The organism is Pseudomonas sp. Irchel 3E19 (genome assembly GCF_900187585.1).
GTDB classification, from domain to species: Bacteria; Pseudomonadota; Gammaproteobacteria; order Pseudomonadales; family Pseudomonadaceae; genus Aquipseudomonas; species Aquipseudomonas baetica.
The window spans coordinates 113,605-135,857 of record NZ_FYDT01000011.1 but is presented as its reverse complement, the minus strand read 5'-3'; the positions used below and the strand labels follow the sequence as shown (position 1 = coordinate 135,857).

The window sequence follows — 22,253 nt, the reverse complement described above, 5'->3', positions numbered from 1 at the left end:
GAATGCAGATTGCGCTGCCTTCGGAATATCTTCCCGTCATTCCTCTGGAAAAACTGGCCCAGCGCTTACTAGAGCTGGCCAGCAACATCCAACCCAAACAAGTTGCGAAAAGCCCCCGTGGCCCCAAAGTGCCTAAGCCCAAGACATGGGTCCAAGGCACGGCGGTGCATGCGCATGTTTCAACGGACAGAGTAATCAAGGCTGCCAAAACTAAAAGACCTTGAAAGGGATGGCCGTAAGGGCGGAACCCTAATCAGCCATCACCAAAAAAACGGATATACACCCCAACCCCAACCCAAACTAGCCTCACTGCTCCTGAGCCCGATAAGCCCCCGGCGTCAGCCCTGTCCACTTCTTGAACGCCCGGTGAAACGCCGACGGCTCGGAAAACCCCAACTGCTCGGCAATTTGTTGCAACGACAGATCCGCCCGCCCCAAATGGTAGATGGCGATATCCCGCCGCAACTGATCTTTCAACTCCTGAAAACTGGTGCCTTCCTCACGCAAGTGCCGGCGCAGCGTCTGCGGGCTGATGTGCAGGTGCGCGGCCACAGCCTCCAGATCCGGCCAGCGCGCACTGTCGCGGCTGAGCAAGCGGCGCAGGCGGCTGCTCAGGCTGTCGCCATCATCCGGGCGCGAGAGCAAGTCAGCGGGGGAGCGTTCAAGGAAGTGCTTGAGAGTGCGTTCGTCCTGCAACAGCGGCATTTGCAGGTAGCGGCTGTGGAACAGCAGGCTGCTTTGTTCGGCTGAAAACACCAAAGGGCAGGGGAACAAAAGATCGTATTCAGCGCCATGCGCAGGTTTCGCATAGCTGAAGGTTGCCTGCTCCAGGCGGATTCGCTGGCCGATCAGCCAACTGCCGAGGCGATGCCAGATCACCAGCAGGCTTTCGGTGAGAAAGTGATCCGGGTCCCACAACTGCGAATCGTCGAGGCTCAGGCGCACCCATTCGTCTTCGCGTGTGAGGCTCAGGCGCGGGGCTTCGGGGAATAGGCTGTAAAAAAACAAGCCGCGTTGCAGAGCCTTCTCCAGGTTGCGGCAATGAATCGAGGCGTGGCACATCATGGCGAAGCTGCCGGGTTTGCTCGGTGCCTTGCCGAAACCGAGGTATTCGTCGTCCAGCGCCAGCCACAGGCTCTGGATCAAACGGGTGAACTGCTCCGGGGCGATGCGCGCACGAGGCTCGTCAAGCAATTCCGGGCTGATCCCCAATTGCAGCAGTAGGCCCGAGTAGTCGAACCCGAGGCGACGTGCGCCACCCAGAGCGGCGCGGGCGAAATGGCTGGCGATGGTACGTTCGCGCATTGGCAGCTGATCCTTCCTCAGGCGCCGGATGGTAGCTGGGGTCGGAACGGGCAACAAGGCGGATTTCCGCCAAATTGTAGGACGAGATTCGGTGAGTTGGCGGAAAACCGCCACATACAAGTCACCGGACAGTGACACAAATGAACCTGTAATCCCTGATATCAAAAGGCTTGCAGGCAATCGCACCAAAGTGGCACGGCGTTTGCGATACAAGCCACAGAAGCGTGCGTTTGGCCCTGATGGAAAACGCTGCTCCAACAACAAATCCCTCCAGTGCAGGAGGGTTCGCAATTTAAGGTTTTGCGGACAACAGATGGAAGTTGCCCCGTGGGACTCTTGAGGAAATTTGCAATGACGACTCGTCAGCCACTCTACAAATCCCTGTACTTCCAGGTGATCGTTGCAATCGCCATCGGCATCCTGCTCGGTCACTTCTACCCACAGACCGGTGTGGCCCTCAAGCCGCTGGGTGACGGGTTCATCAAATTGATCAAAATGGTCATTGCCCCGATCATTTTCTGTACTGTTGTCAGCGGCATCGCCGGCATGCAGAACATGAAGTCGGTGGGCAAGACTGGCGGCTACGCGCTGCTGTACTTCGAAATCGTTTCCACCATTGCCTTGCTGATCGGTCTGGTTGTAGTCAACGTCGTGCAACCGGGCGCCGGCATGCACATCGATGTCACCACCCTGGACGCCTCGAAAATCGCCACCTATGTGACGGCCAGTAAAGACCAGAGCATTGTCGGTTTCCTCCTTAATGTGATCCCGAACACCATCGTCGGTGCATTCGCCACCGGTGACATCCTGCAAGTGCTGATGTTCTCGGTGATCTTCGGTTACGCCCTGCATCGCCTGGGTTCGTACGGTCGTCCGCTGCTGGATCTGATCGATCGCTTTGCCCACGTGATGTTCAACATCATCAACATGATCATGAAACTGGCGCCACTCGGAGCGTTCGGTGCGATGGCCTTCACCATCGGTGCCTACGGTGTCGGCTCGCTGGTGCAGTTGGGTCAGTTGATGATCTGCTTCTACATCACCTGCGTGCTGTTCGTGGTGGTGGTGCTGGGCGCGATCTGCCGTGCCCACGGTTTCAGCGTGCTGAAACTGGTGCGTTACATCCGTGAAGAACTGTTGATCGTACTGGGTACGTCTTCGTCCGAATCGGCATTGCCACGCATGCTGATCAAGATGGAACGCCTGGGCGCGAAGAAATCCGTCGTGGGTCTGGTGATCCCGACCGGTTACTCGTTCAACCTCGACGGTACGTCGATCTACCTGACCATGGCGGCTGTGTTTATCGCTCAGGCGACCGACACCCATATGGACATCACTCACCAGATCACTCTGCTGCTGGTGTTGCTGCTGTCCTCCAAAGGCGCTGCCGGTGTGACCGGTTCGGGCTTCATCGTGCTGGCGGCCACGCTGTCGGCCGTCGGTCACCTGCCGGTGGCCGGTCTGGCGCTGATCCTGGGTATCGACCGCTTCATGTCCGAAGCCCGCGCGCTGACCAACCTGGTGGGTAACGCCGTTGCCACCATCGTTGTCGCCAAGTGGGTGAAAGAGTTGGACACCGATGTACTGCAAGCCGAACTGGCTTCTGGCGGTCGCGGTATCTCCGATGAGCGTGAAGAAGACGACCTGGGTGTGGCTGAAGGCCCAACCCCGAGCAATGTGAAGTAAGCATCGCTTGAATGAAAAACCCGCTCCGGCGGGTTTTTTCTTGCCTGCAATTTGAGCGCAACGGTCATGTTTGCTGACACATACGGTGATTGCTGTGCGCGGCATCGCTGCCTAGGCTGAGTGCATCGCACAAGGAGCTCACCCATGTCCGCACCGCTGGCCTCATTGAAGATTCTCGATTTCTCGACCCTGTTGCCGGGCCCGTTTGCTTCGCTGCTGCTGGCGGACATGGGGGCTGAAGTTTTGCGCATCGAATCGCCGACCCGCATGGATCTGCTGCGGGTGTTGCCGCCCCACGATCAGGGGATGTCGGCCAGCCACGCTTATCTCAATCGCAATAAACGAAGCCTGGCACTCGACCTCAAACAGCCCGAGGCACTCGGGGTGGTCAAGCAGTTGCTCGCCGATTACGACATCGTGCTCGAGCAGTTTCGCCCCGGTGTGATGGAGCGCCTGGGTCTGGGTTATGAAGCGTTGAAGGCGATCAACCCAAAGCTGATTTACGTGTCGATCAGCGGTTACGGCCAGACCGGGCCGTACAAGGATCGTGCTGGGCATGACATCAACTATCTGGCGCTGGCCGGACTCTCCAGCTATACCGGTCGCGCCGACAGCGGGCCGTTGCCCTTGGGCATGCAAGTGGCGGATATCGCTGGAGGCTCGCTGCACGGAGTGATCGGGCTGTTGGCGGCGGTGATTGCGCGCCAGCAAACCGGGCAGGGCACGCACCTGGACGTGAGCATGACTGACTGTGCGTTCAGCCTGAATGCGATGGCCGGCGCCGGGTATCTGGCCTGCGGCGAAGAGCCGGGTTGGGAAGAGCAGATGCTCAATGGCGGCAGTTTTTATGATTACTACCGTTCTCGCGATGGCCGCTGGATGTCGGTGGGCAGCCTGGAGCCGGGCTTCATGCAGCAATTGTGTGCGGCGCTGGGCCGGCCGGAGTTGGCGGTGCACGGCTTGTCCACCAAGCCTGAGCAACAGCAGGCATTGAAGGAAGCGTTAAAGGTCGAGTTCGAGCGGCATGACTTTGCTGAGCTGTGTGCATTGTTTGCCGGGATTGATGCGTGTGTCGAACCGGTGTTGAGTCTGGGTGAGGCGGTGCAGCATCCGCAATTGCAAGCGCGGGAACTGGTGACGCAAGTGCCGCGAGGGGATGGGACGACGCAGGCGCAGATCGCGTGTCCGCTGAAGTTTTCCGAAGGATTACCGGCGCCTCGGCATGTCGGGGCGGCGTTGGGGCAGCATACGGATCAGGTGTTGGGAGAGTTGGGGTTCAGTGCTGAGCGAATAGTTGAACTGCGCCGAGCCAAGGTCATTCTCTAGTGTCTGTACCTGCCCTTTCGCGAGCAGGCTCGCTCCCACAGCTGACTGCATTCCAGGGTGGGAGCGAGCCTGCTCGCGAAGAGGGCAATATGAACGACACAAACCTCAATTATTCGACGCGCATCTCACCACTGAACACCAAAGTGTTGCGGCATCTGCGGCACAAATACCGTCGCCCCTGCCGCACCAGGCTATGGCGCTGCGCCGAAAACGGAAAATCACTTTCCGCACATGGGCATTTGTAGATATAGCGGGTCACACTGCGGCGTTTGATTGCGTAGGTGTGGCAGCGATCCGGCGGCAGTTCGTAAACGCCGCGCATGATCAGTTGCCACTCCTCGCCGTGGGGCTGGATGCGGTCGCCGAACAACTGATGGGCGATCAAGTGGGCGACTTCGTGAGCCACGGTCTGCTTGAGGAAGTGTTCGGTGTTTTCCCGGTACAGCTGCGGGTTGAAGCGCAGCAGGTTCTCGTGCAGATGCGCGACCCCGGCTTTTTGCCCGCGCAGCTTGAGGCTCACCACTGGGCGTTGGAAATGACGTTTGAAAAAGGATTCAGCGAGTTGGTAACAGTCTTCGACGCGGGTATTGAGTTGCTCGGGCATGCTTGATGGATCTCCAGAGGTGTCGAGTATGCCGCAACCTCCCGGACTTGCGAATCGCTGACCTGCCGAATGGTCATCCGCCAAACGAGAAGGCCGCCTTGCGGCGGCCTGTATTGGCAGATCTTGTTTTTCTCGGGGGGAATCATGTCAGTTGGTATACACCGGCCCTACGCCGAGGCCCCAGACGATCACGGTGAACGCCATGATGGCCACCAGCACCACCAGACCCACCGCTAGCACTGAACTTGAAAACAGAAAGCCCTCGTCCGAGGGAATGTTCATAAAAGTCGGCAATCCCACATACAGCAGATACACCGTGTAGCAGATGGCCGCCGTGCCGACGATCATCCCCAGCCACATATGCGGATACAGCGCCGCCAGCCCGCCGACAAACAACGGTGTCGCGGTGTAGGTGGCAAATGCCACGCAACGGGCCAGGCTCGGGTTGGCGTCATAAGTGCGGGCCATCCAGTGCACAAAGGCACCCATGACCGCGACGCCGCCGAGCATCGCCAGGTACGACATCACGGTCATCCAGATGGCGCTTTCGACCGTGAGCATCACCGGTGCGCGATTGCCGATCACCCAGCCGACCTGCGTGGTGCCGATGAATGCCGATACGGCGGGGATCGCCGCCAGAATCAGCGTGTGCGTCAAGTACATGTGGCTGATGCTTTCCTCTTGGTCGCCACGGATTTCCTTCCATTCCTGATCGGGGTGGGTAAAAAGTCCCACTACGTGATGGATCATGCCAGTCACTCCTCTTGTTATTGCCATCGCCCCCCAACGGAGCGCCTACGGGCCAATGAGGCCGAGCAAATTCAGGTCTTCAGATGTGTGCGACCTTACGTCGCAGTATAGAAAGGTCTTAACCGCACCGGGACTAGGGGGTTAGAGCAAATCGCGCTGTAAACAGGGGGCTTAATCGCCTTGAGGTCTGTAAAGACCGAATTGGCCAGTGGCGACAACCCGTGAGCACAAACCAGGGGTTTTTGCGTAAAATGCCCGCCTTTCGTCACACCTCACGGATTTCGCGTCATGGGCACTCTTACGGTCAACCAGAACAAACTGCAAAAGCGCCTGCGCCGCCTGGCCGGCGAAGCGGTCGCCGACTTCAATATGATCGAAGACGGCGACAAGGTCATGGTCTGCCTGTCCGGGGGCAAGGACAGCTACACCATGCTCGACGTGCTGATGCACCTGCAGAAGGTTGCCCCGATCAAGTTCGAGATCGTCGCCGTGAACATGGACCAGAAGCAGCCGGGCTTCCCCGAGCACGTGCTGCCGGCCTACCTCAAAACGCTGGGCATCGAGTACCACATCGTCGAGAAAGACACTTACTCGGTGGTCAAAGAACTGATTCCGGAAGGCAAGACCACCTGCTCACTGTGCTCGCGCCTGCGTCGCGGCACGCTGTACACCTTTGCCGATGAAATCGGTGCGACCAAAATGGCCCTCGGTCATCACCGCGACGACATCGTCGAGACGTTCTTCCTCAACATGTTCTTCAACGGTTCGCTTAAAGCCATGCCGCCGAAGCTGCGCGCCGATGACGGCCGCAACGTGGTGATCCGTCCGCTGGCGTACTGCAACGAGAAAGACATTCAGGCTTACTCGGACTTGAAGCAATTCCCGATCATCCCGTGCAACCTCTGCGGTTCGCAGGAAAACCTGCAGCGTCAGGTGGTCAAGGAAATGCTTCAGGACTGGGATCGCAAGACCCCGGGTCGAACTGAAAGCATCTTCCGCAGTCTGCAGAACGTGGTGCCGTCGCAACTGGCCGACCGCAATCTGTTCGACTTCACCAGCCTGAAGATCGACGAGACAGCGGCTTCGCGGTTCGTCAATGTCGTCAATCTCTAAACCCGATCACTGTGGGAGCGAGCCTGCTCGCGAAGGCGTCATGTCAGCCAGCATCAATGTTGACTGACACACTGCTTTCGCGAGCAGGCTCGCTCCCACATTGGTTTCTTCGCTTTATTCATCAGGAGAGGGCATGCGCGATTACAAGTGGCTGCACGAATACTGTCTGAACCGCTTTGGTTCAGCGGCTGAACTGGAAGCCCATCTGCCCGTTCCCAAGACCCCGGCACAACTGCGCAAGATCAGCGACGACCGCTACCTTTCGACCATGGCCCTGCGCGTGTTTCGCGCCGGGCTCAAGCACAGTCTGGTGGATGCCAAGTGGCCGGCCTTCGAAGAAGTGTTCTTCAAGTTCGACCCGGAAAAAGTCGTGCTGATGAGCGCCGAGCACCTTGAACGGCTGATGCAGGACACGCGGATCATCCGTCACCTGGGCAAGCTCAAGAGCGTGCCGCGCAATGCGCAGTTCATTCTCGATGTGGAGAAGGAAAAGGGCAGTTTCGGCGCGTTGATCGCCGACTGGCCGGTGACCGATATCGTCGGTCTGTGGACGTACCTGAAAAAGCACGGCCATCAATTGGGCGGGTTGTCGGCGCCACGGTTTTTGCGCATGGTCGGCAAGGATACGTTTGTGCCGAGCTACGACGTGGTCGCGGCGCTGAATGCGCAGAAAGTCGTCGACAAGGCGCCGACCAGCCTGCGCGATCTGGCCATTGTGCAGAACGTGTTCAACCAGTGGCATGAAGAGAGCGGCGGCCGGCCGATGAGCCAGATTTCGATGATGCTCGCGTACACCGTGAATCATTAAGACCGCGTCGCCCCATTCGCGAGCAAGCCCGCTCCCACATTTTGGAATGCGTTCCCCTGTGGGAGCGGGCTTGCTCGCGAAGGCGTCAGCTCAGGCGACGCTGATCTCGCCTTCACCCGCCAACTTGCGATTCAACTGATACCGCCACCGCACATACAGCAGCGCCGAGCAGAACACCGCCAGGCTCGCGACCATCTCCAGCACACCAAACCACTGCCGGTTCGGGTCATACGCCGCCAGTGCGCCTTTGATGAAATACAGATTCACCACAAAACACATCCACGAGTGCCCGCGTGCGCTGCCCATGATCATTGCCGGGGCGAGGACGAGCCACGGGATCAATTCGACCAGCAGAATCACCCACGGTCGCGCGCCATGCAGGTCGGCGAAGATCAGGTAATAGGCGGCGAGCAACCCGGCGAGGGCGAAGAAGCTCAGCAGACTGAGCACCCGCATCGCTTTCACACGGGGCTCAAGCCACTCGACGGCGGGCAGGATTTTCGGCTTCTTGGCCACTTCAGTCCTCCAGTTTCTGCGCAGTCTTGGCCAGACGCAGGCCGAGTGCTCGGCACAGCGCCACTTCGTGCTGATCAAGGCCTTTTTTGCCATCCGCCCCAGCGTGATGGCTGGCGCCGTAAGGCGTACCGCCGCCCTGGGTTTCCAGCAGCGCCGACTCACTGTATGGCAGGCCGGTGATCAGCATGCCGTGGTGCAGCAGCGGCAGCATCATCGACAGCAGGGTGGTTTCCTGGCCGCCGTGCAGGCTGGCGGTGGAAGTGAAAACCCCGGCCGGTTTGCCGACCAGTGCGCCGGTCAGCCACAGATTGCTGGTGCCGTCGAGGAAGTACTTGAGCGGGGCGGCCATGTTGCCGAAACGGGTCGGACTGCCCAGCGCCAGACCGGCGCAGTTCTTCAGGTCATCGAGGGTGGCGTAGAGCGCGCCTTCGTCCGGGATGTCCGGGGCAACCGCTTCGCATTCGGTGGAAATCGCCGGCACGGTACGCAGGCGCGCTTCGAGGCCGGCCTGCTCGACACCGCGAGCGATTTGCCGGGCCATCTCGTTGGTCGAGCCGTTGCGGCTGTAATACAGAACCAGAATGTACGGTGCGCTCACGGCAGCAACTCCAGGATCTGCTCCGGTGGACGGCCGATGACGGCTTTGTTGCCGACTTCAAGGATTGGCCGTTCCATCAGCTTGGGATGGGCCGCAATGGCTTCGATCAATTGTTTCTCGGTGAGACTGGCGTCGGCCAGGTTCAGGGTTTTGTATTCATCTTCCCCGGTGCGCAGCAGTTGCCGTGCACTGATCCCCAGCTTGCCGAGCAAGGCCTTGATTTGCGCGGCGTCCAGCGGGGTTTCGAGATAACGCACGACGTTGGCGGTCAGGCCGCGGGCTTCAAGCAGTTCCAGCGCGCCGCGGGATTTCGAGCAGCGCGGATTGTGATAAAGCGTCAGATCGGTCATGGCGGGTCGCTTCTGGCGTAAAGTGGCGGTTATTCTAACTGTGCAGCGCCCAATCCAGAACCTTCAGAGGCGATGGGTCGCAGGCGCCTTCAAATTTTCACAAGGAACACGACATGACACGGCGATTGGCAGCGGCATTGACGATACTCGGGGCGTTGATGCTGGGGGGCTGCGGCAATGACTATGGCATCGACCAGAACGGTCAGAAAGTGGCGTCCGAGCGTCTGGACAAGCAATGGGTGGTGCTCAATTACTGGGCCGAATGGTGTGGCCCGTGCCGTACCGAGATCCCGGAACTCAATCATCTGGCGGATGAGCTGAAAAGCAAGAACGTCGGTGTGTTCGGGGTCAACTTCGACAACGTGCAGGGTGAAGAGCTCAAGAGCGCCAGCGAGAAACTGGGCATCAAGTTCACCGTGCTGGCGCAGGATCCGGCGGAGTTGTTCGACTTGCCGCGCAGCGAGGCGTTGCCGGTGACGTACATCATCGACAACAAGGGCAAGGTGCGGGAACAGTTGCTGGGTGAGCAGACGGCGGCGGGAGTGATGGCGAAGCTTGAGGCGTTGCAGGCGACCAAGTAGCCCGTTTTCAGTCAGGCTCGTTCTCACGCTCTGCGTGGGAATGATGCCCGGGACGCTCCGCGTCCCTGAGACGCAGAGCGTCACTTGATGCATTCCCACGCTGGAGCGTGGGAACGATCAGCGTGAGGGGCTTAACCCTCTTCCAGCCACCAGCGCAGCGGCTTGCCTTGCGCCGGCCAGAAGCGCATCTGCTCGATCGGCGAAATATCCCAGCGCTCGACGTGTTCCAGCGCTTGCAGGAAACGTTGTTCCTGCTCCATCAACGCTGGCGCACACAGTTTGCGGGTCTTGCCGATCTTGCCGAAGCTCAGCTTGTCGCCATCCAGCGTGTACGGGGCAAACCAATGGTTGCAGCCGCCGTTACCGTAGGCGCGACCGTCATCGCCCAGGGTCACGGTCAGATGGCTGTAATCCATCAGAGGCCGTTCGCCGATCCACTCCAGAATGTAGCTGCGGTTCTGTTGCAGTTGCACAGGCTCCGCGGCGCAGCCCGCCAGGCCAACACCGACCAGAGCGGTCAGGGCAAGGCGTTTCATCACGCAGGCTCCTGGCATTTCGGGCACAGGTGCTTGTCGCCAACGGCTTTCCAGCCCAGCTCGGCGATGCGCGCAGTGGCGGCCGGTTTTTCTGCGGTTTTGCCCAGTTTGGCGTCGACGGCAAATTCGAAGTTCAGCTCTTTGGCGCAGCTGTCGCAGTTGACCTGCCAGGTATGGATCGCCAGTTCGCCGAACACCGGGCCTGTGGTCATCGCGGTCCATTGGCCCGGCGGATTGATCAGGTGGCGGACGGTTTCAACGGTCAGGCGCATGGACAAGTCCTTGCTGCCTTTGAGGGTGACCAACAGCGCGTCACCGATGCGAATCGAGCCACCATTGCCGGTGACCTGATAGCGGCCCGGAACGAGGGCGCGGCATTCGGTGAGGGTGTGTTGCGGGTTCATCAGGGTGTAGCGGAAATCGTGTTCGACCATGGGTCCTCCAAATATGCGCGACATGCTAGCACGGGCTTGGTTGCAAATTGACTCGCGCGTGCGACCTTCGATCCGGTTCAAATCGACTTGCGCACATGGCAAACTGCCGCCCTCGACTCTGAAGGAACGGAACATGGCGCTGATCGAATGTTATGAATGCAAGCGGAGCATCAGCTCCGAAGCCCAGGCGTGCATTCATTGCGGGGCTCCGATGGCGGAGCACCAGGCCCACGCACAAGCGCAGCCCGCAGCGGCACCGGCTTCGACGATTTCTTTTGGCAGTCTGCCGCGTAACAGAGCGGTTCCGGAGGCTGTCATTTCTCCAGCGGCGCAGCCTTTGCCAAAAGTCATGCCGGCCGCAGCGGGGCGTCGGCGCCGGCAACAGGCCGCGCAAGCGGTTGAGCCACAAATCAATCCAGATGGCAGCCGCCCGGTGGAAGGCTGGTTGAAGATCATGGTGTTCCTGTTGCCGATGGTGTTCGTCTGGTTCCTGCTGCGCAACGGCCACTCGGCGAAGCAGCGCTTTTTTGGCTTCGGCTGGCTGGCGCTGTTGATTCTGGCGTCCTCGCTGTCACCGAAGTAAGTATCAACCCTCGACCTGGTTCTGCGGCGCTCCTGCCGCCCAGGTCGCGATGTTGTGCAAGGTGGTCGCGGCAATTGCGCCTAACGCCTCCTGCGTCAGAAAGGCCTGATGCGCGGTGATGATCACGTTGGGAAACGTCAGCAAGCGCGCCAGCACATCGTCCTGCAATGGCAGGTCGGAACGATCCTCGAAAAACAGCTGCGCCTCTTCTTCATACACATCCAGCCCCAGATAACCGAGCTGACCGTCCTTCAAGGCGTCGATCAGCGCCGGCGTATCGACCAGCCCTCCGCGACCGGTGTTGATCAGCATGGTGCCCGCTTGCAGGTGCGCCAGTGAGTCGCGGTTGATCAGGTGTTTGCTCTGCGCGTTGAGCGGGCAGTGCAGGCTGATGATGCGCGATTGCGCGAGCAGTTCCGGCAGGCTCAGATAACGCGCGCCGAGCGCCAGAACATCGGGGTTTGGATACGGATCGTAAGCCAGCAACTCACAGCCGAAGCCGTGCATGATTTTCGCGAACGTGGCGCCGATCTGCCCGGTGCCGACGATGCCGACGGTCTTGCCGACCAGATCGAAACCGGTCAGGCCGTGCAGGCTGAAATCGCCTTCGCGGGTGCGGTTGTAGGCGCGGTGCAGGCGACGATTGAGGGCGAGGATCAGCGCCACGGCATGTTCGGCCACGGCGTGCGGCGAGTAGGCCGGGACGCGCACGATGGCCAGGCCGAGGCGTTTCGCAGCGCCCAGATCGACGTGGTTGTAACCGGCCGAGCGCAGGGCAATCAGCCGTGTACCGCCGGCGGCCAGACGCTCCAGCACCGCGGCACTGAGGTCATCGTTGATAAAGGCGCAGACCACTTCGTGCCGGTCGGCCAGGGCCGCGGTGTCGAGGCTGAGTCGGGCCGGTTGGAAATGCAGTTCGATATCCGCCGGGCAATCGGCGGCGAGGAAACTCTCGCGGTCGTAAGTCTGGCTGCTGAAAACGATCGTGCGCATGACATCCTCCTGGAGCGTTGACGCGGGCTCACATGAGCCGCGACAACTTTAGCGCTGTCCGCGCGGGTCGGCATTGCTTTGGGTCAGGCGCTGATCCTGGCTTGCGTGGCCAGGCGATTGATCGCCCGTTCCAGTTCATCCAGCGCGGTCGGCGCTTTCGGGTCGTTCTGTTTGAGCAGGGTCTCGCTGCGCTGGCAGGCAGCGCGCAGTTGCGGTACGCCACAGTAGCGCGTGGCGCCATGCAGGCGATGCACCCGTTCCAGCAAGGCGTTCTGGTCATGACTGTCGCGGGCGTTGCGGATCGCTTCGCGATCGGCTTCCAGCGAGGCGAGCAACATCGCCAGCATGTCCGCCGCCAGATCCGCTTTGCCGGCAGCCAGACGCAAGCCTTCTTCGTGGTCGAGTACTGGCAGTTCATGACTGCCTGCCGCGCTGTCATTGACCCGTTCCGGCCCTTGATTGCGCAACGCCAGGCCGGTCCACTTAAGCACCACCTGCGCCAGTTGCCGTTCGCTGATCGGCTTGGTCAGGTAGTCGTCCATGCCGCTTTGCAGCAATGCGCGTTTTTCGTTCGCCATGGCGTGGGCGGTGAGGGCGACGATCGGCAATGGCGTGCAATGCCGCTCGCTTTCCCACTGACGGATGGTTTCAGTGCTCTGGCGCCCGTCCATGCCCGGCATCTGCACATCCATCAGCACCAGATCGAACGATTCACTCTGCACGGCTTTGACCGCTGCGTAACCGCTTTCCACCGCGAGTACCTTGGCCCCCATGTCTTCGAGCAGCGTCTGCACCAGCAACAGGTTGGCCGGGTTGTCGTCGACACACAGTACCTTTGGTGCCCGGCTCGACAGCGGTTCGCCAGGCTCGTTGCGCGGCTGGCGCGGGTTGGCCAGATCCGACAGCACCCGCCGCAGTTTGCGTGTGCAGGCCGGTTTGGCCTGCAACTGACTGTGCGGATTGGGCACCGACAGATGGAACAGTGTCTGCTCGGTGGTCGGACACAACACCAACACCTTGCAGCCGAGGTGTTCGAGATCCCAAATGTGCTGGTTCAGGCGCTCCGGCAGCATGTCATTGCTGGTGATGCCGATGACTGCCAGATCAATCGCCTGATCAGTCTGATGGGCGCCGGTGACGCCATTGGCCAGGCTTTCCAGGGTGTTGAACGGCGTGACGATGAGGCCACAGTCTTCCAGTTGATGCTGCAGGGCCTGACGTGCCAGTTCGTGATTTTCCAACACTGCGACGCGGCGTCCGAGCAGCGGCGCTGATGGCAGGTCTTCGGCATCGTCACGGGTTTTCGGCAGGCTCAGGCTGATCCAGAATTCCGAGCCTTCGCCCGGTGTGCTGTCGACACCGATCTCGCCGCCCATCTGTTCGATCAGACGCTTGGAAATCACCAGCCCCAGACCGGTGCCGCCGGGTTGTCGCGACAGTGAGTTGTCGGCCTGGCTGAATGCCTGGAACAACGCACGCACGTCCTCATTCGACAGACCGATGCCGGTGTCTTGAATGCTGATGCGCAACTGCACGCTGTCTTCGTGTTCTTCTTCGAGCATCGCCCGGGCAACGATGGTGCCCTCGCGGGTGAACTTGATTGCGTTGCTGACCAGGTTGGTGAGGATCTGCTTCAAACGCAGCGGATCACCGACCAGCGACAACGGCGTGTCGCGATAGACCAGGCTGACCAGTTCAAGCTGCTTGGCGTGAGCAGCAGGGGCGAGAATGGTCAGGGTGTCCTGCAGCAGGTCGCGCAGGTTGAACGGAATGTGGTCGAGGACCAGTTTGCCGGCCTCGATCTTCGAGAAGTCGAGGATCTCGTTGATGATCCCGAGCAGGCTGTCGGCAGATTTTTCGATGGTGCCCAGATAATCGAGCTGGCGCGGGGTCAGTTCGCTTTTCTGCAATAGATGAGTGAAGCCGAGAATGCCGTTGAGCGGCGTACGGATCTCGTGGCTCATGTTGGCGAGGAATTCGGATTTGATCCGGCTGGCTTCCAGCGCCTCTTTACGGGCCAGATCCAGTTCGATGTTCTGGATCTCGATGGTTTCCAGGTTCTGGCGCACGTCTTCGGTGGCCTGATCGACGCTGTGCTGCAGTTCTTCGCGGGCGTTCTGCAGAGTGCCGGCCATGCGGTTGATGCCCGATGCCAGTTCATCCAGCTCCTGGCTGCCGAGCGGCGGCAGGCGGGTTTCCAGGTGGCCGTCCTTGAGTTGTGCGACGGCCTGCTTGATCTGGCCCAGCGGTCGATTGATCGTGCGGCCCATGCGCAACGCGAGCAGCGCGGCACCGGCCAGGCCGGCGGCAATCAGTAACAGGCTGGCGAACAAGCTGCGATAACCGCGCAGCAGCATGCCGTTGTGCGACAGCTCCAGTTCGACCCAGCCAAGCAGGCGCTCGGATTCTTCGGGAATCAGTTCGCCAGCGAGGTTGCGATGCTTGCCGAACACCGGCATGAGGTAACGCGTTGCATCGTTGCCGCTGCGCCGTTGCAGATGGGCACTGTCGCCGCTTGGCGCCTGATTGAGCATGGTCGGGCCGGCGTGGGCCAGCGGCGAGCGATCGGGCGCGAGGAAGGTCACCGCGCGCACATCCGGTTGTTCAAGGGACTGAGTAGCGATGCGCTCGAGCAGGTCGCTGTTGCCATGGCCCATGGCGGGCGCCACCAGCGGCGCCAGTTGCTCGGCGATCATTTCGCCGCGCTGCATCAGTTGGGTTTGCAGGTCGGCCTGCTGCGTCCAGGTGAAATAACCACCCAGCACCAGCGCCATCAGGCTGGTCGGCAACAAGGTCAGCAACAATACGCGACCTTTGATTCCCAGTTTCTTGAGCACGCCTATCTCCTGCATCCCGCTGATCTGTTGACTCACACGTACATCCGGCACGCGACATGGGCGCAGTGTAGCGATTTGCTCGCGGGCAATCTCCGGAAAAATGCTGTCCTCGTTAGTCAGCGTTCAAGAGGGCGTTCGTCTGACCACTGAACCTTGTGTTGCCCGTTGTCCGGCAATCTTGAATAATTGCCTACAACTGAGAATTACTTGCAGATACTCATGACTCCTGTTTCCGTTGGCCCGCCACGCATCCTTTCCATCGAAGACGATCCGGTCCTCGGTGCCTATGTTCACGAACATCTGGGGCGCAGCGGCTTTCAGGTGACCTGGTGCCAGAACGGTCAGGAAGGCTTGAGCATTGCCCGGCGCCAGCCGTTCGACGTGGTCTTGATGGACATTCTGCTGCCGGGGCTGGACGGCTTGAACGTGCTGACCCAACTGCGCCAGAGTCATTCGACGCCCGTGTTGCTGATGTCGGCTCTGGGTGCCGAGGCCGATCGCATCAGTGGTTTTCGACTGGGCGCCGACGATTATTTGCCCAAGCCGTTCAGCATGGCCGAGCTGCATGTGCGCATCGAAGCGATCCTGCGCCGGGTGGCTCTTGATCGTCGTCCCGCCGCTCTCGCTGTGCCGGTGGCGACGGGCACGTTGCACTTTGACGATGAGCAGTGCGACGTGTTCTTTCGCGAGCGAGCCGCCGGCCTGACCCGCAGCGAATTCCGCCTGCTGGAAACCCTCAATCGCAATGATGAGGAAGTGCTGAGCAAAGCCTTCCTTTATCAGCATGTCCTGCAACGTGGCTACGCGGCCCATGATCGTAGCCTCGACATGCACATCAGCCAGATCCGCCGCAAACTCAAGGCCATCGGTTACACCGACCGCGAAGTGCGCACGGTGTGGGGCAAGGGCTACGTACTGAGTGGCGCTGATGAAAATCTCTGAGTTGCCGGGGCGTCATTCGCTGTTCTGGAAACTGGCCTGCCTGCTGGTGGCGTTCTGTCTGCTGATGATCTGGCTGAGCTGGTCGTGGGGCCGTTATATGGAACAGCGCAATCAGTTCCTCTCTAACGAGGCGCGCGGCACGCTTACGCGTTATGCCGCTGAAGCGGAGCGGGCGTGGCAGCAAGGGCAGCGCGACGGCATTGATAGCTGGTTACAGAGCATGGAATTGCGCGAGGCTGCCTGGGTCGGCGTGATTGGCGGTAATTTGCAGTCGCTGAGCAATGAGCCGCTGAACGATCAGGAAATCCAGCGCCTGACCTTTCTGCGCGGGCTCGATTGGCCGATCCACAAGCAGGGGCGGCCGTGGCTGCGCATCCCCTTTCCCAAGGAACCGTCCGCCGGCAGTCTGGTGATCGAACTGCCCGAGCGTTTTCTGCCGGGCAAATACCGGGTGTTCTGGCGAGTTATCACCAACGGTGTGATTCCGGGGTTGTTCACCTTATTACTGTGCGTCGGCCTGTATCGTTTGCTGGTGGTGCCGTTGAACAACTTGCGTGAGCAGGCCAACGCCTGGCGCGCCGATCAATTGAACGTGCGGCTGTCGAGCGGCATCACTCAGCGGCCGGACGAACTCGGTGAGCTGGCTCGGGCGTTCGACTCGATGTCCGAACGCCTGCAAAGCACGGTCTCCCTGCAACAGCAATTGCTCCGCGACCTTTCACATGAATTGCGTACGCCGTTGAGTCGACTGCGCGTGGCCAGCGAAAGCGAGCAGGGGCTTGGGCAACTGCGCGAACGCATCGGTCGTGAAGTCGACGGCATGCAACGGCTGGTCGAAGATACTTTGCAGTTGGCGTGGCTGGACACGGAGCGTTCGCCGTTGCCGGACGAAGCGATCCAGATTCAGGCGTTGTGGGAAATGCTTACCGACAACGCCTGTTATGAAAGCGGCTGGCCGAGTCTGCAATTGCAGTGCGCGGTGGAGGCGTCGTGCTGGGTGCGCGGCAATCTCAACACGCTGGCGCAGGCGCTGGAGAACATTTTGCGCAATGCCATTCGTCACTCGCCCGAGGGCGGGATCGTGCGTCTTGATGGACGCCGGGATGGCGATTACTGGCATCTGTGGCTGGACGATCAGGGCGGCGGGGTGGCTGACGCGGATCTTGAGCGGATCTTTTCGCCGTTCACTCGCCTCGACGGCTCGCGGCCCGGTGATGGGGGGTTTGGGCTGGGGTTGAGCATTGCCAGGAATGCGGTGCAGCGCCAGGGCGGGAGGTTGTGGGCGGAGAATAGCGGGGCGGGGTTGCGGTTGAATTTGCGGTTGTTGGCTGATGAGGGTGTTGCGCCGACTGACGCCTTCGCGAGCAGGCTCGCTCCCACATTGGAACTGGGTTCACCGCAGATTGTGTGATCAACGCTGATCCCCCTGTGGGAGCGAGCCTGCTCGCGAAGAGGCCATACGCATCACCGCCAATTAAGATGACACCGCAAAAGTCGCACCACTGGCGCGACTTTTAATCCCTTATTCCCATAAACCATAAGCACCGCACTTTGCGTGATATGGCCTGCGCAGGTTTGCCGGTATGATAGGCGCCCCCGCACGTCTGGATTGCGAATACGCCATGACCCTGCAGTACCCAACCATCGCCGATTGCGTCGGCAACACTCCGCTGGTGCGTTTGCAGCGCCTGCCCGGTGCCACCAGCAACACCCTATTGCTCAAGCTCGAAGGGAACAACCCTGCGGGTTCGGTCAAGGACCGTCCGGCGCTGTCGATGATCACCCGTGCCGAGTTGCGCGGGCAGATCCACGCTGGCGATACGCTGATCGAAGCGACCTCGGGCAACACCGGGATCGCCCTGGCCATGGCGGCCGCGATCAAGGGTTACAAGATGATCCTGATCATGCCGGACAACTCCAGCGCCGAGCGCAAAGCGGCGATGACCGCTTACGGTGCCGAGCTGATTCTGGTCAGTCAGGAAGAGGGGATGGAAGGCGCTCGCGATCTCGCTCAGCGGATGGAAGCCGAAGGCCGTGGCAAGGTGCTCGATCAGTTCGCCAACGGCGACAACCCCGAAGCGCACTACACCACCACCGGCCCGGAAATCTGGCGTCAGACCCAGGGCACCATCACTCACTTCGTCAGCTCGATGGGCACCACCGGCACCATCATGGGTGTGTCGCGCTACTTGAAAGAGCAGAGCGACAACGTGCAGATCGTCGGTCTGCAACCGATGGAAGGCTCGGCCATCCCCGGCATTCGCCGCTGGCCGCAGGAATACCTGCCAAAGATTTATCAGGCTGACCGCGTCGACCGTATCGTCGACATGGCGCAAAGCGAAGCCGAGGACGTCACCCGGCGTCTGGCTCGCGAAGAAGGCATCTTCTGTGGTGTGTCCTCGGGTGGTGCGGTGGCGGCGATGCTGCGCCTGTCCAGAGAAGTTGAAAACGCAGTGATCGTCGCGATCATTTGTGACCGTGGCGACCGTTACCTGTCGACCGGCATTTTCGACGCGCCCAACTGATGGCCAAGCACGAGAGAGGCCTGCGCTTCCAGCCCACCGGCGGCAGCAAGGCCCCGCAAATCCCGACCGGCAAGAAGCAGCGCTTGAGCATCGAGCGCCTGGCCAATGACGGTCGCGGCATCGCGTTTTTCGAAGGCCGCACCTGGTTTGTCCTCGGCGCCCTTGCCGGTGAAGAGGTCGAGGCGCGAGTGCTTGGCGCTCACGGCAAAGTGGTCGAAGCACGCACCGAACGCGTGTTCAGCGCCAGCGAACTGCGCCGCCCGGCGCCGTGTCAGCACTCCGGTCGTTGCGGTGGTTGCAGCGTTCAGCATTTGCCCCACAGCGAACAGCTTGCCCTGAAACAGCGCATGCTCGCCGAGCAATTATCGAAGGTCGCCGGTGTCGAACCGCAAGAGTGGGCGGCGCCGTTGACCGGCCCCGAGTTCGGCTATCGGCGGCGTGCCCGCGTCGCCGTGCGCTGGGACGTGAAAGCGAAGAAGCTGGAAGTCGGTTTCCGCGCTGCTGGCAGTCAGGACATCATCGCGATCAGCGAATGCCCGGTGCTGGTACAGCCCTTGCAACCGATCATGACCCGTTTGCCGGAGATGCTCCGTCGCTTGAGCAAACCTCAGGCACTGGGGCATGTGGAGTTGTTCAGCGGTTCATCGCTGGCGGTGTTGCTGCGGCACATGGCGCCGTTGTCCGAAGCGGATCTGACGATCCTCAAGGACTTCTGCCAATTCCATGAAACGCAACTGTGGCTGCATGGCGAAGGTGAACCGCAACCGGTCGATGCCGCGCAATCGCTGGGCTATCGCCTGGAACAGTGGGATCTGGATCTGGCTTATCGGCCGGGGGATTTCATCCAGGTCAACGCTGGCGTCAATGAAGCAATGGTCGCGCAGGCGCTGGACTGGCTGAAACCGACTCGCGATGAGCGCGTGCTGGATTTGTTCTGCGGTCTTGGCAACTTCGCGTTGCCGCTGGCCAAAGCCGCTCGCGAAGTGGTCGCGGTGGAGGGTGTGCAGACCATGGTCGAGCGCGCCGCGGCGAACGCCGCTAGTAACAATTTGCATAATACAAAGTTTTTTCAAGCCGATTTATCCCAGCCTCTGGCCGATGCCGAGTGGATCGCAAACGGCTTTTCTGCGGTACTCTTGGACCCACCGCGTGACGGTGCTTTCGAGGTGGTGCGCAAGCTCGCGACCCTGGGTGCCAAGCGGCTGGTTTATGTGTCGTGCAACCCGGCAACGCTGGCGCGCGACACGGTTGAATTGATCAAGCAGGGCTACCGGTTAAAACGTGCCGGGATTCTCGATATGTTTCCTCAGACGGCACATGTCGAGGCCATGGCGTTATTTGAAGCGAGCCAGGATGGCTCGTCTGATCCGTCTGGTCTGCCCGTGCCGCGCTCGCATTAGCCCCGCGAGCGCAAAGGGGCGTTGAAGGTCAGCGATTTGACGCATTGAATCTGCGTCGTAGGGAAGGTAAAGCAAGATGGTACAGGTGAGAGCACACCAGCCGATCAACACTGACGGCAGTATCAATCTCGAGGCTTGGCTCGATCATGCGGTCAGTGTCGATCTGGCACTGGATCGCGAAGCCTTGAAAGAAGCCTGCGAGTTCGCTCGCGAGGCCGAACAACAGTCCAATGCCAAGAAGAATCTGTGGGCCGAAGGCTCCGGCAGTTTCAGCACCGGCCTGGAAATCGCCGAGATTCTCGCCGACCTCAAGCTCGATCAGGATTCGCTGGTCGCGGCCGTCCTGTATCGCGGCGTTCGCGAAGGCCAGATCGAACTTGCGGCAGTCGGCCAGCGCTTCGGTCCGGTGGTCGCCAAGCTGATCGACGGCGTGCAGCGCATGGCCGCCATCAGCGCCAGTCTGAGTCCGCGTCAGTCGATGGTCATGGGCACGCAAGGGCAGGTGGAAAACCTGCGCAAGATGCTCGTGGCAATGGTCGATGACGTCCGTGTCGCCCTGATCAAACTGGCCGAACGTACGTGCGCCATTCGTGCGGTGAAAACCGCTGACGACGAAAAACGTAACCGTGTCGCCCGGGAAGTCTTCGACATTTATGCGCCGCTCGCGCACCGGCTCGGCATCGGTCATATCAAATGGGAACTGGAGGACTTGTCCTTCCGTTACCTGGAGCCTGACCAATACAAGCAGATCGCCAAGCTGCTCCATGAGCGACGGCTGGATCGCGAGCGTTTCATCGCCGACGTGATGACCCAGCTCAAGGATGAATTGCAGGCCACCGGCGTCGACGCCGACATCAGCGGCCGGGCCAAACACATCTATTCGATCTGGCGCAAAATGCAGCGCAAGGGTCTGGAATTCAGCCAGATCTATGACGTGCGTGCGGTGCGCGTGCTGGTCCCGGAAATGCGCGACTGCTACACCGCGCTCGGCATCGTCCACACCCTGTGGCGGCACATCCCGAAAGAATTTGACGACTACATCGCCAACCCGAAAGAGAACGGCTACCGCTCGCTGCACACCGCCGTGATCGGCCCGGAAGGCAAGGTGCTGGAAGTGCAGATCCGCACCCACTCCATGCACGAAGAAGCCGAACTCGGGGTGTGCGCGCACTGGCGCTATAAGGGCACCGACGTCAAATCCGGCTCCAATCACTACGAAGAGAAAATCTCCTGGCTGCGTCAGGTGCTCGAGTGGCACGAAGAGTTGGGCGACATCGGCGGTCTGGCCGAACAGCTGCGGGTCGATATCGAACCGGATCGGGTGTACATCTTCACCCCCGACGGGCACGCCATCGACTTGCCGAAGGGCGCGACGCCGCTGGACTTCGCCTACCGCGTGCACACTGAAATCGGTCATAACTGCCGTGGTGCGAAGATCAACGGGCGGATCGTGCCGCTCAACTACAGCCTGCAAACCGGTGAGCAGGTCGAGATCATCACCAGCAAACACGGCACGCCGAGCCGTGACTGGCTGAACTCGAACCTGGGTTACGTCACCACGTCGCGAGCGCGGGCGAAGATTGTTCACTGGTTCAAGTTGCAGGCGCGTGACCAGAACGTCGCCGCCGGTAAAACCCTGATCGAACGCGAACTGACGCGTCTCGGCCTGCCGGCGGTGGATTTCGACAAGTTGGCGGACAAGGCCAATATGAAAACCGCCGAAGACATGTTCGCCGCCCTCGGTGCCGGCGACCTGCGTTTGGCGCAACTGGTCAACCTGGCGCAGCAACTGGTCGAGCCGGAACGCGGCAACGAACAGTTGGAGCTGATCCCGCGCAAAGCCACCGGTTACAAACCGGGCAAGCGTGGCGACATCCAGATCCAGGGCGTCGGCAACCTGATGACGCAAATGGCCGGCTGCTGCCAGCCGCTGCCGGGCGATGCGATTGTCGGTTACATCACTCAGGGCCGTGGCGTGAGCATTCACCGCCAGGACTGCGCCTCGGTGCTGCAACTGGGCGGACGCGAGCCAGAGCGCATCATCCAGGTCAGCTGGGGCCCGGTGCCGGTGCTCACCTACCCGGTGGACATCGTCATCCGCGCCTACGACCGTTCCGGTCTGCTGCGTGACGTCTCGCAGGTGCTGCTCAACGAGCGGATCAACGTACTGGCGGTCAACACCCGCTCGAACAAGGAGGACAACACCGCATTGATGTCCCTGACCATCGAGATCCCGGGTCTGGATGCACTGGGGCGGTTGCTCGGGCGCATATCGCAGTTGCCGAACATCATCGAAACGCGGCGTAACCGTACGCCGTGATGTGGCTTCTCTGTGGGAGCGAGCCTGCTCGCGAAGAGGGCGTGTC

Annotated in this window: 21 protein-coding genes and 1 pseudogene; 12 read left to right on the top strand and 10 right to left on the bottom strand. The window is 60.6% G+C overall.

Translation table 11 applies throughout. The features are described from left to right. A pseudogene (locus CKW18_RS10090) lies at positions 1–224 on the top strand (IS4 family transposase); the annotation flags it as partial. Positions 225–306: 82 nt separating this feature from the next. Here CKW18_RS10090 and CKW18_RS10085 read toward each other — a convergent pair. Then, on the bottom strand, positions 307–1,305 hold the full coding sequence (locus CKW18_RS10085) for an AraC family transcriptional regulator (RefSeq protein ID WP_095188658.1): 999 nt from the start codon (positions 1,303–1,305) through the stop codon (positions 307–309). A gap of 351 nt (positions 1,306–1,656) precedes the next feature. Here CKW18_RS10085 and CKW18_RS10080 point away from each other — a divergent pair, with 351 nt between their 5' ends. After that, entirely contained in the window at positions 1,657–2,991 is a 1,335-nt protein-coding gene (locus tag CKW18_RS10080) for a dicarboxylate/amino acid:cation symporter (RefSeq protein WP_095188657.1), read from the top strand. 144 nt (positions 2,992–3,135) lie between these two features. Further along, entirely contained in the window at positions 3,136–4,317 is a 1,182-nt protein-coding gene (locus CKW18_RS10075) for a CaiB/BaiF CoA-transferase family protein (RefSeq protein WP_095188656.1), read from the top strand. 109 nt (positions 4,318–4,426) lie between these two features. Here CKW18_RS10075 and CKW18_RS10070 read toward each other — a convergent pair whose 3' ends face one another. After that, positions 4,427–4,921 carry a SprT family zinc-dependent metalloprotease gene (locus CKW18_RS10070; protein WP_095188655.1) on the bottom strand — a complete coding sequence of 165 codons (495 nt, stop codon included), beginning with the start codon at positions 4,919–4,921 and terminating at the stop codon, positions 4,427–4,429. A gap of 147 nt (positions 4,922–5,068) precedes the next feature. Further along, positions 5,069–5,671, bottom strand: coding sequence for a Yip1 family protein (locus CKW18_RS10065; protein WP_007917515.1), 603 nt, complete (start codon positions 5,669–5,671; stop codon positions 5,069–5,071). 288 nt (positions 5,672–5,959) lie between these two features. On the opposite strand from CKW18_RS10065, the gene ttcA reads away from it, so the two are divergent. Together ttcA and CKW18_RS10055 are read left to right on the top strand one after the other, a co-directional pair. Continuing rightward, positions 5,960–6,784 carry a tRNA 2-thiocytidine(32) synthetase TtcA gene (gene ttcA, locus CKW18_RS10060; protein WP_095188654.1) on the top strand — a complete coding sequence of 275 codons (825 nt, stop codon included), beginning with the start codon at positions 5,960–5,962 and terminating at the stop codon, positions 6,782–6,784. A 133-nt stretch (positions 6,785–6,917) separates the two neighbouring features. Continuing rightward, positions 6,918–7,592 (top strand): DNA-3-methyladenine glycosylase I, encoded by a 675-nt coding sequence (locus tag CKW18_RS10055; RefSeq protein WP_095188653.1) that lies wholly within the window; start codon positions 6,918–6,920, stop codon positions 7,590–7,592. Positions 7,593–7,682: 90 nt separating this feature from the next. On the opposite strand, the gene CKW18_RS10050 is transcribed toward CKW18_RS10055, so the two are convergent. Genes CKW18_RS10050 through arsC form a run of 3 tightly spaced genes read right to left on the bottom strand, consistent with a single transcriptional unit; the run spans position 7,683 to position 9,056 of the window. After that, positions 7,683–8,108, bottom strand: a complete 426-nt coding sequence (locus tag CKW18_RS10050) for a DUF2069 domain-containing protein (RefSeq protein ID WP_095188652.1) — start codon at positions 8,106–8,108, stop codon at positions 7,683–7,685. 1 nt (position 8,109) lies between these two features. Continuing rightward, positions 8,110–8,706, bottom strand: a complete 597-nt coding sequence (wrbA, locus tag CKW18_RS10045) for an NAD(P)H:quinone oxidoreductase (protein WP_095188651.1) — start codon at positions 8,704–8,706, stop codon at positions 8,110–8,112. After that, positions 8,703–9,056: an arsenate reductase (glutaredoxin) gene (arsC, locus tag CKW18_RS10040; RefSeq protein ID WP_095188650.1), complete on the bottom strand. Its 354-nt coding sequence runs from the start codon at positions 9,054–9,056 to the stop codon at positions 8,703–8,705. Before arsC ends, wrbA begins: the two co-directional genes overlap by 4 nt. Positions 9,057–9,169: 113 nt before the next feature. Here arsC and CKW18_RS10035 point away from each other — a divergent pair, with 113 nt between their 5' ends. After that, on the top strand, positions 9,170–9,637 hold the full coding sequence (locus tag CKW18_RS10035) for a TlpA disulfide reductase family protein (protein WP_095188649.1): 468 nt from the start codon (positions 9,170–9,172) through the stop codon (positions 9,635–9,637). Between the two features lie 131 nt (positions 9,638–9,768). Here CKW18_RS10035 and CKW18_RS10030 read toward each other — a convergent pair whose 3' ends face one another. Continuing rightward, positions 9,769–10,173: an META domain-containing protein gene (locus CKW18_RS10030; RefSeq protein ID WP_095188648.1), complete on the bottom strand. Its 405-nt coding sequence runs from the start codon at positions 10,171–10,173 to the stop codon at positions 9,769–9,771. Further along, complete coding sequence (locus CKW18_RS10025; protein ID WP_095188647.1) at positions 10,173–10,607, bottom strand: hypothetical protein; 435 nt, start codon at positions 10,605–10,607, stop codon at positions 10,173–10,175. The genes CKW18_RS10030 and CKW18_RS10025 overlap by 1 nt, the downstream gene beginning before the upstream one ends. 133 nt (positions 10,608–10,740) lie before the next feature. Between CKW18_RS10025 and CKW18_RS10020 the strand changes: the two genes are divergently transcribed. Continuing rightward, complete coding sequence (locus tag CKW18_RS10020) at positions 10,741–11,190, top strand: hypothetical protein (protein ID WP_095188646.1); 450 nt, start codon at positions 10,741–10,743, stop codon at positions 11,188–11,190. A gap of 3 nt (positions 11,191–11,193) precedes the next feature. On the opposite strand, the gene CKW18_RS10015 is transcribed toward CKW18_RS10020, so the two are convergent. Continuing rightward, positions 11,194–12,183 (bottom strand): 2-hydroxyacid dehydrogenase, encoded by a 990-nt coding sequence (locus CKW18_RS10015; protein WP_095188645.1) that lies wholly within the window; start codon positions 12,181–12,183, stop codon positions 11,194–11,196. 83 nt (positions 12,184–12,266) lie between these two features. Then, the gene (locus tag CKW18_RS10010; protein ID WP_095188644.1) at positions 12,267–15,020 is read right to left on the bottom strand and encodes a response regulator; all 2,754 of its coding nucleotides are present in this window, start codon (positions 15,018–15,020) and stop codon (positions 12,267–12,269) included. A gap of 219 nt (positions 15,021–15,239) precedes the next feature. Between CKW18_RS10010 and CKW18_RS10005 the strand changes: the two genes are divergently transcribed. From CKW18_RS10005 to relA, 5 genes are all read left to right on the top strand, one after another. Further along, positions 15,240–15,962: a response regulator transcription factor gene (locus tag CKW18_RS10005; RefSeq protein WP_095188643.1), complete on the top strand. Its 723-nt coding sequence runs from the start codon at positions 15,240–15,242 to the stop codon at positions 15,960–15,962. Further along, entirely contained in the window at positions 15,949–17,373 is a 1,425-nt protein-coding gene (locus CKW18_RS10000; protein WP_095188642.1) for a sensor histidine kinase, read from the top strand. Before CKW18_RS10005 ends, CKW18_RS10000 begins: the two co-directional genes overlap by 14 nt. Positions 17,374–17,584: 211 nt before the next feature. Further along, positions 17,585–18,487 carry a cysteine synthase CysM gene (gene cysM / locus CKW18_RS09995; protein WP_167394922.1) on the top strand — a complete coding sequence of 301 codons (903 nt, stop codon included), beginning with the start codon at positions 17,585–17,587 and terminating at the stop codon, positions 18,485–18,487. Then, positions 18,487–19,887: a 23S rRNA (uracil(1939)-C(5))-methyltransferase RlmD gene (gene rlmD / locus CKW18_RS09990; protein WP_095188640.1), complete on the top strand. Its 1,401-nt coding sequence runs from the start codon at positions 18,487–18,489 to the stop codon at positions 19,885–19,887. Before cysM ends, rlmD begins: the two co-directional genes overlap by 1 nt. Positions 19,888–19,963: 76 nt before the next feature. Next, entirely contained in the window at positions 19,964–22,207 is a 2,244-nt protein-coding gene (gene relA, locus CKW18_RS09985) for a GTP diphosphokinase (RefSeq protein ID WP_007917476.1), read from the top strand. Positions 22,208–22,253 lie beyond the last annotated feature (46 nt).

Excerpts from the sequence above, each read along its gene's own strand:
- CKW18_RS10085 (WP_095188658.1), bottom strand. The coding sequence starts at position 1,305 with ATGCGCGAACGTACCATCGCCAGCCATTTCGCCCGCGCCGCTCTGGGT.
- CKW18_RS10080 (WP_095188657.1), top strand. The coding sequence starts at position 1,657 with ATGACGACTCGTCAGCCACTCTACAAATCCCTGTACTTCCAGGTGATC.
- CKW18_RS10075 (WP_095188656.1), top strand. The coding sequence starts at position 3,136 with ATGTCCGCACCGCTGGCCTCATTGAAGATTCTCGATTTCTCGACCCTG.
- CKW18_RS10070 (WP_095188655.1), bottom strand. The coding sequence starts at position 4,921 with ATGCCCGAGCAACTCAATACCCGCGTCGAAGACTGTTACCAACTCGCT.
- CKW18_RS10065 (WP_007917515.1), bottom strand. The coding sequence starts at position 5,671 with ATGATCCATCACGTAGTGGGACTTTTTACCCACCCCGATCAGGAATGG.
- ttcA (WP_095188654.1), top strand. The coding sequence starts at position 5,960 with ATGGGCACTCTTACGGTCAACCAGAACAAACTGCAAAAGCGCCTGCGC.
- CKW18_RS10055 (WP_095188653.1), top strand. The coding sequence starts at position 6,918 with ATGCGCGATTACAAGTGGCTGCACGAATACTGTCTGAACCGCTTTGGT.
- arsC (WP_095188650.1), bottom strand. The coding sequence starts at position 9,056 with ATGACCGATCTGACGCTTTATCACAATCCGCGCTGCTCGAAATCCCGC.
- CKW18_RS10035 (WP_095188649.1), top strand. The coding sequence starts at position 9,170 with ATGACACGGCGATTGGCAGCGGCATTGACGATACTCGGGGCGTTGATG.
- CKW18_RS10030 (WP_095188648.1), bottom strand. The coding sequence starts at position 10,173 with ATGAAACGCCTTGCCCTGACCGCTCTGGTCGGTGTTGGCCTGGCGGGC.
- CKW18_RS10025 (WP_095188647.1), bottom strand. The coding sequence starts at position 10,607 with ATGGTCGAACACGATTTCCGCTACACCCTGATGAACCCGCAACACACC.
- CKW18_RS10020 (WP_095188646.1), top strand. The coding sequence starts at position 10,741 with ATGGCGCTGATCGAATGTTATGAATGCAAGCGGAGCATCAGCTCCGAA.
- CKW18_RS10015 (WP_095188645.1), bottom strand. The coding sequence starts at position 12,183 with ATGCGCACGATCGTTTTCAGCAGCCAGACTTACGACCGCGAGAGTTTC.
- CKW18_RS10005 (WP_095188643.1), top strand. The coding sequence starts at position 15,240 with ATGACTCCTGTTTCCGTTGGCCCGCCACGCATCCTTTCCATCGAAGAC.
- CKW18_RS10000 (WP_095188642.1), top strand. The coding sequence starts at position 15,949 with ATGAAAATCTCTGAGTTGCCGGGGCGTCATTCGCTGTTCTGGAAACTG.
- cysM (WP_167394922.1), top strand. The coding sequence starts at position 17,585 with ATGACCCTGCAGTACCCAACCATCGCCGATTGCGTCGGCAACACTCCG.
- rlmD (WP_095188640.1), top strand. The coding sequence starts at position 18,487 with ATGGCCAAGCACGAGAGAGGCCTGCGCTTCCAGCCCACCGGCGGCAGC.
- relA (WP_007917476.1), top strand. The coding sequence starts at position 19,964 with ATGGTACAGGTGAGAGCACACCAGCCGATCAACACTGACGGCAGTATC.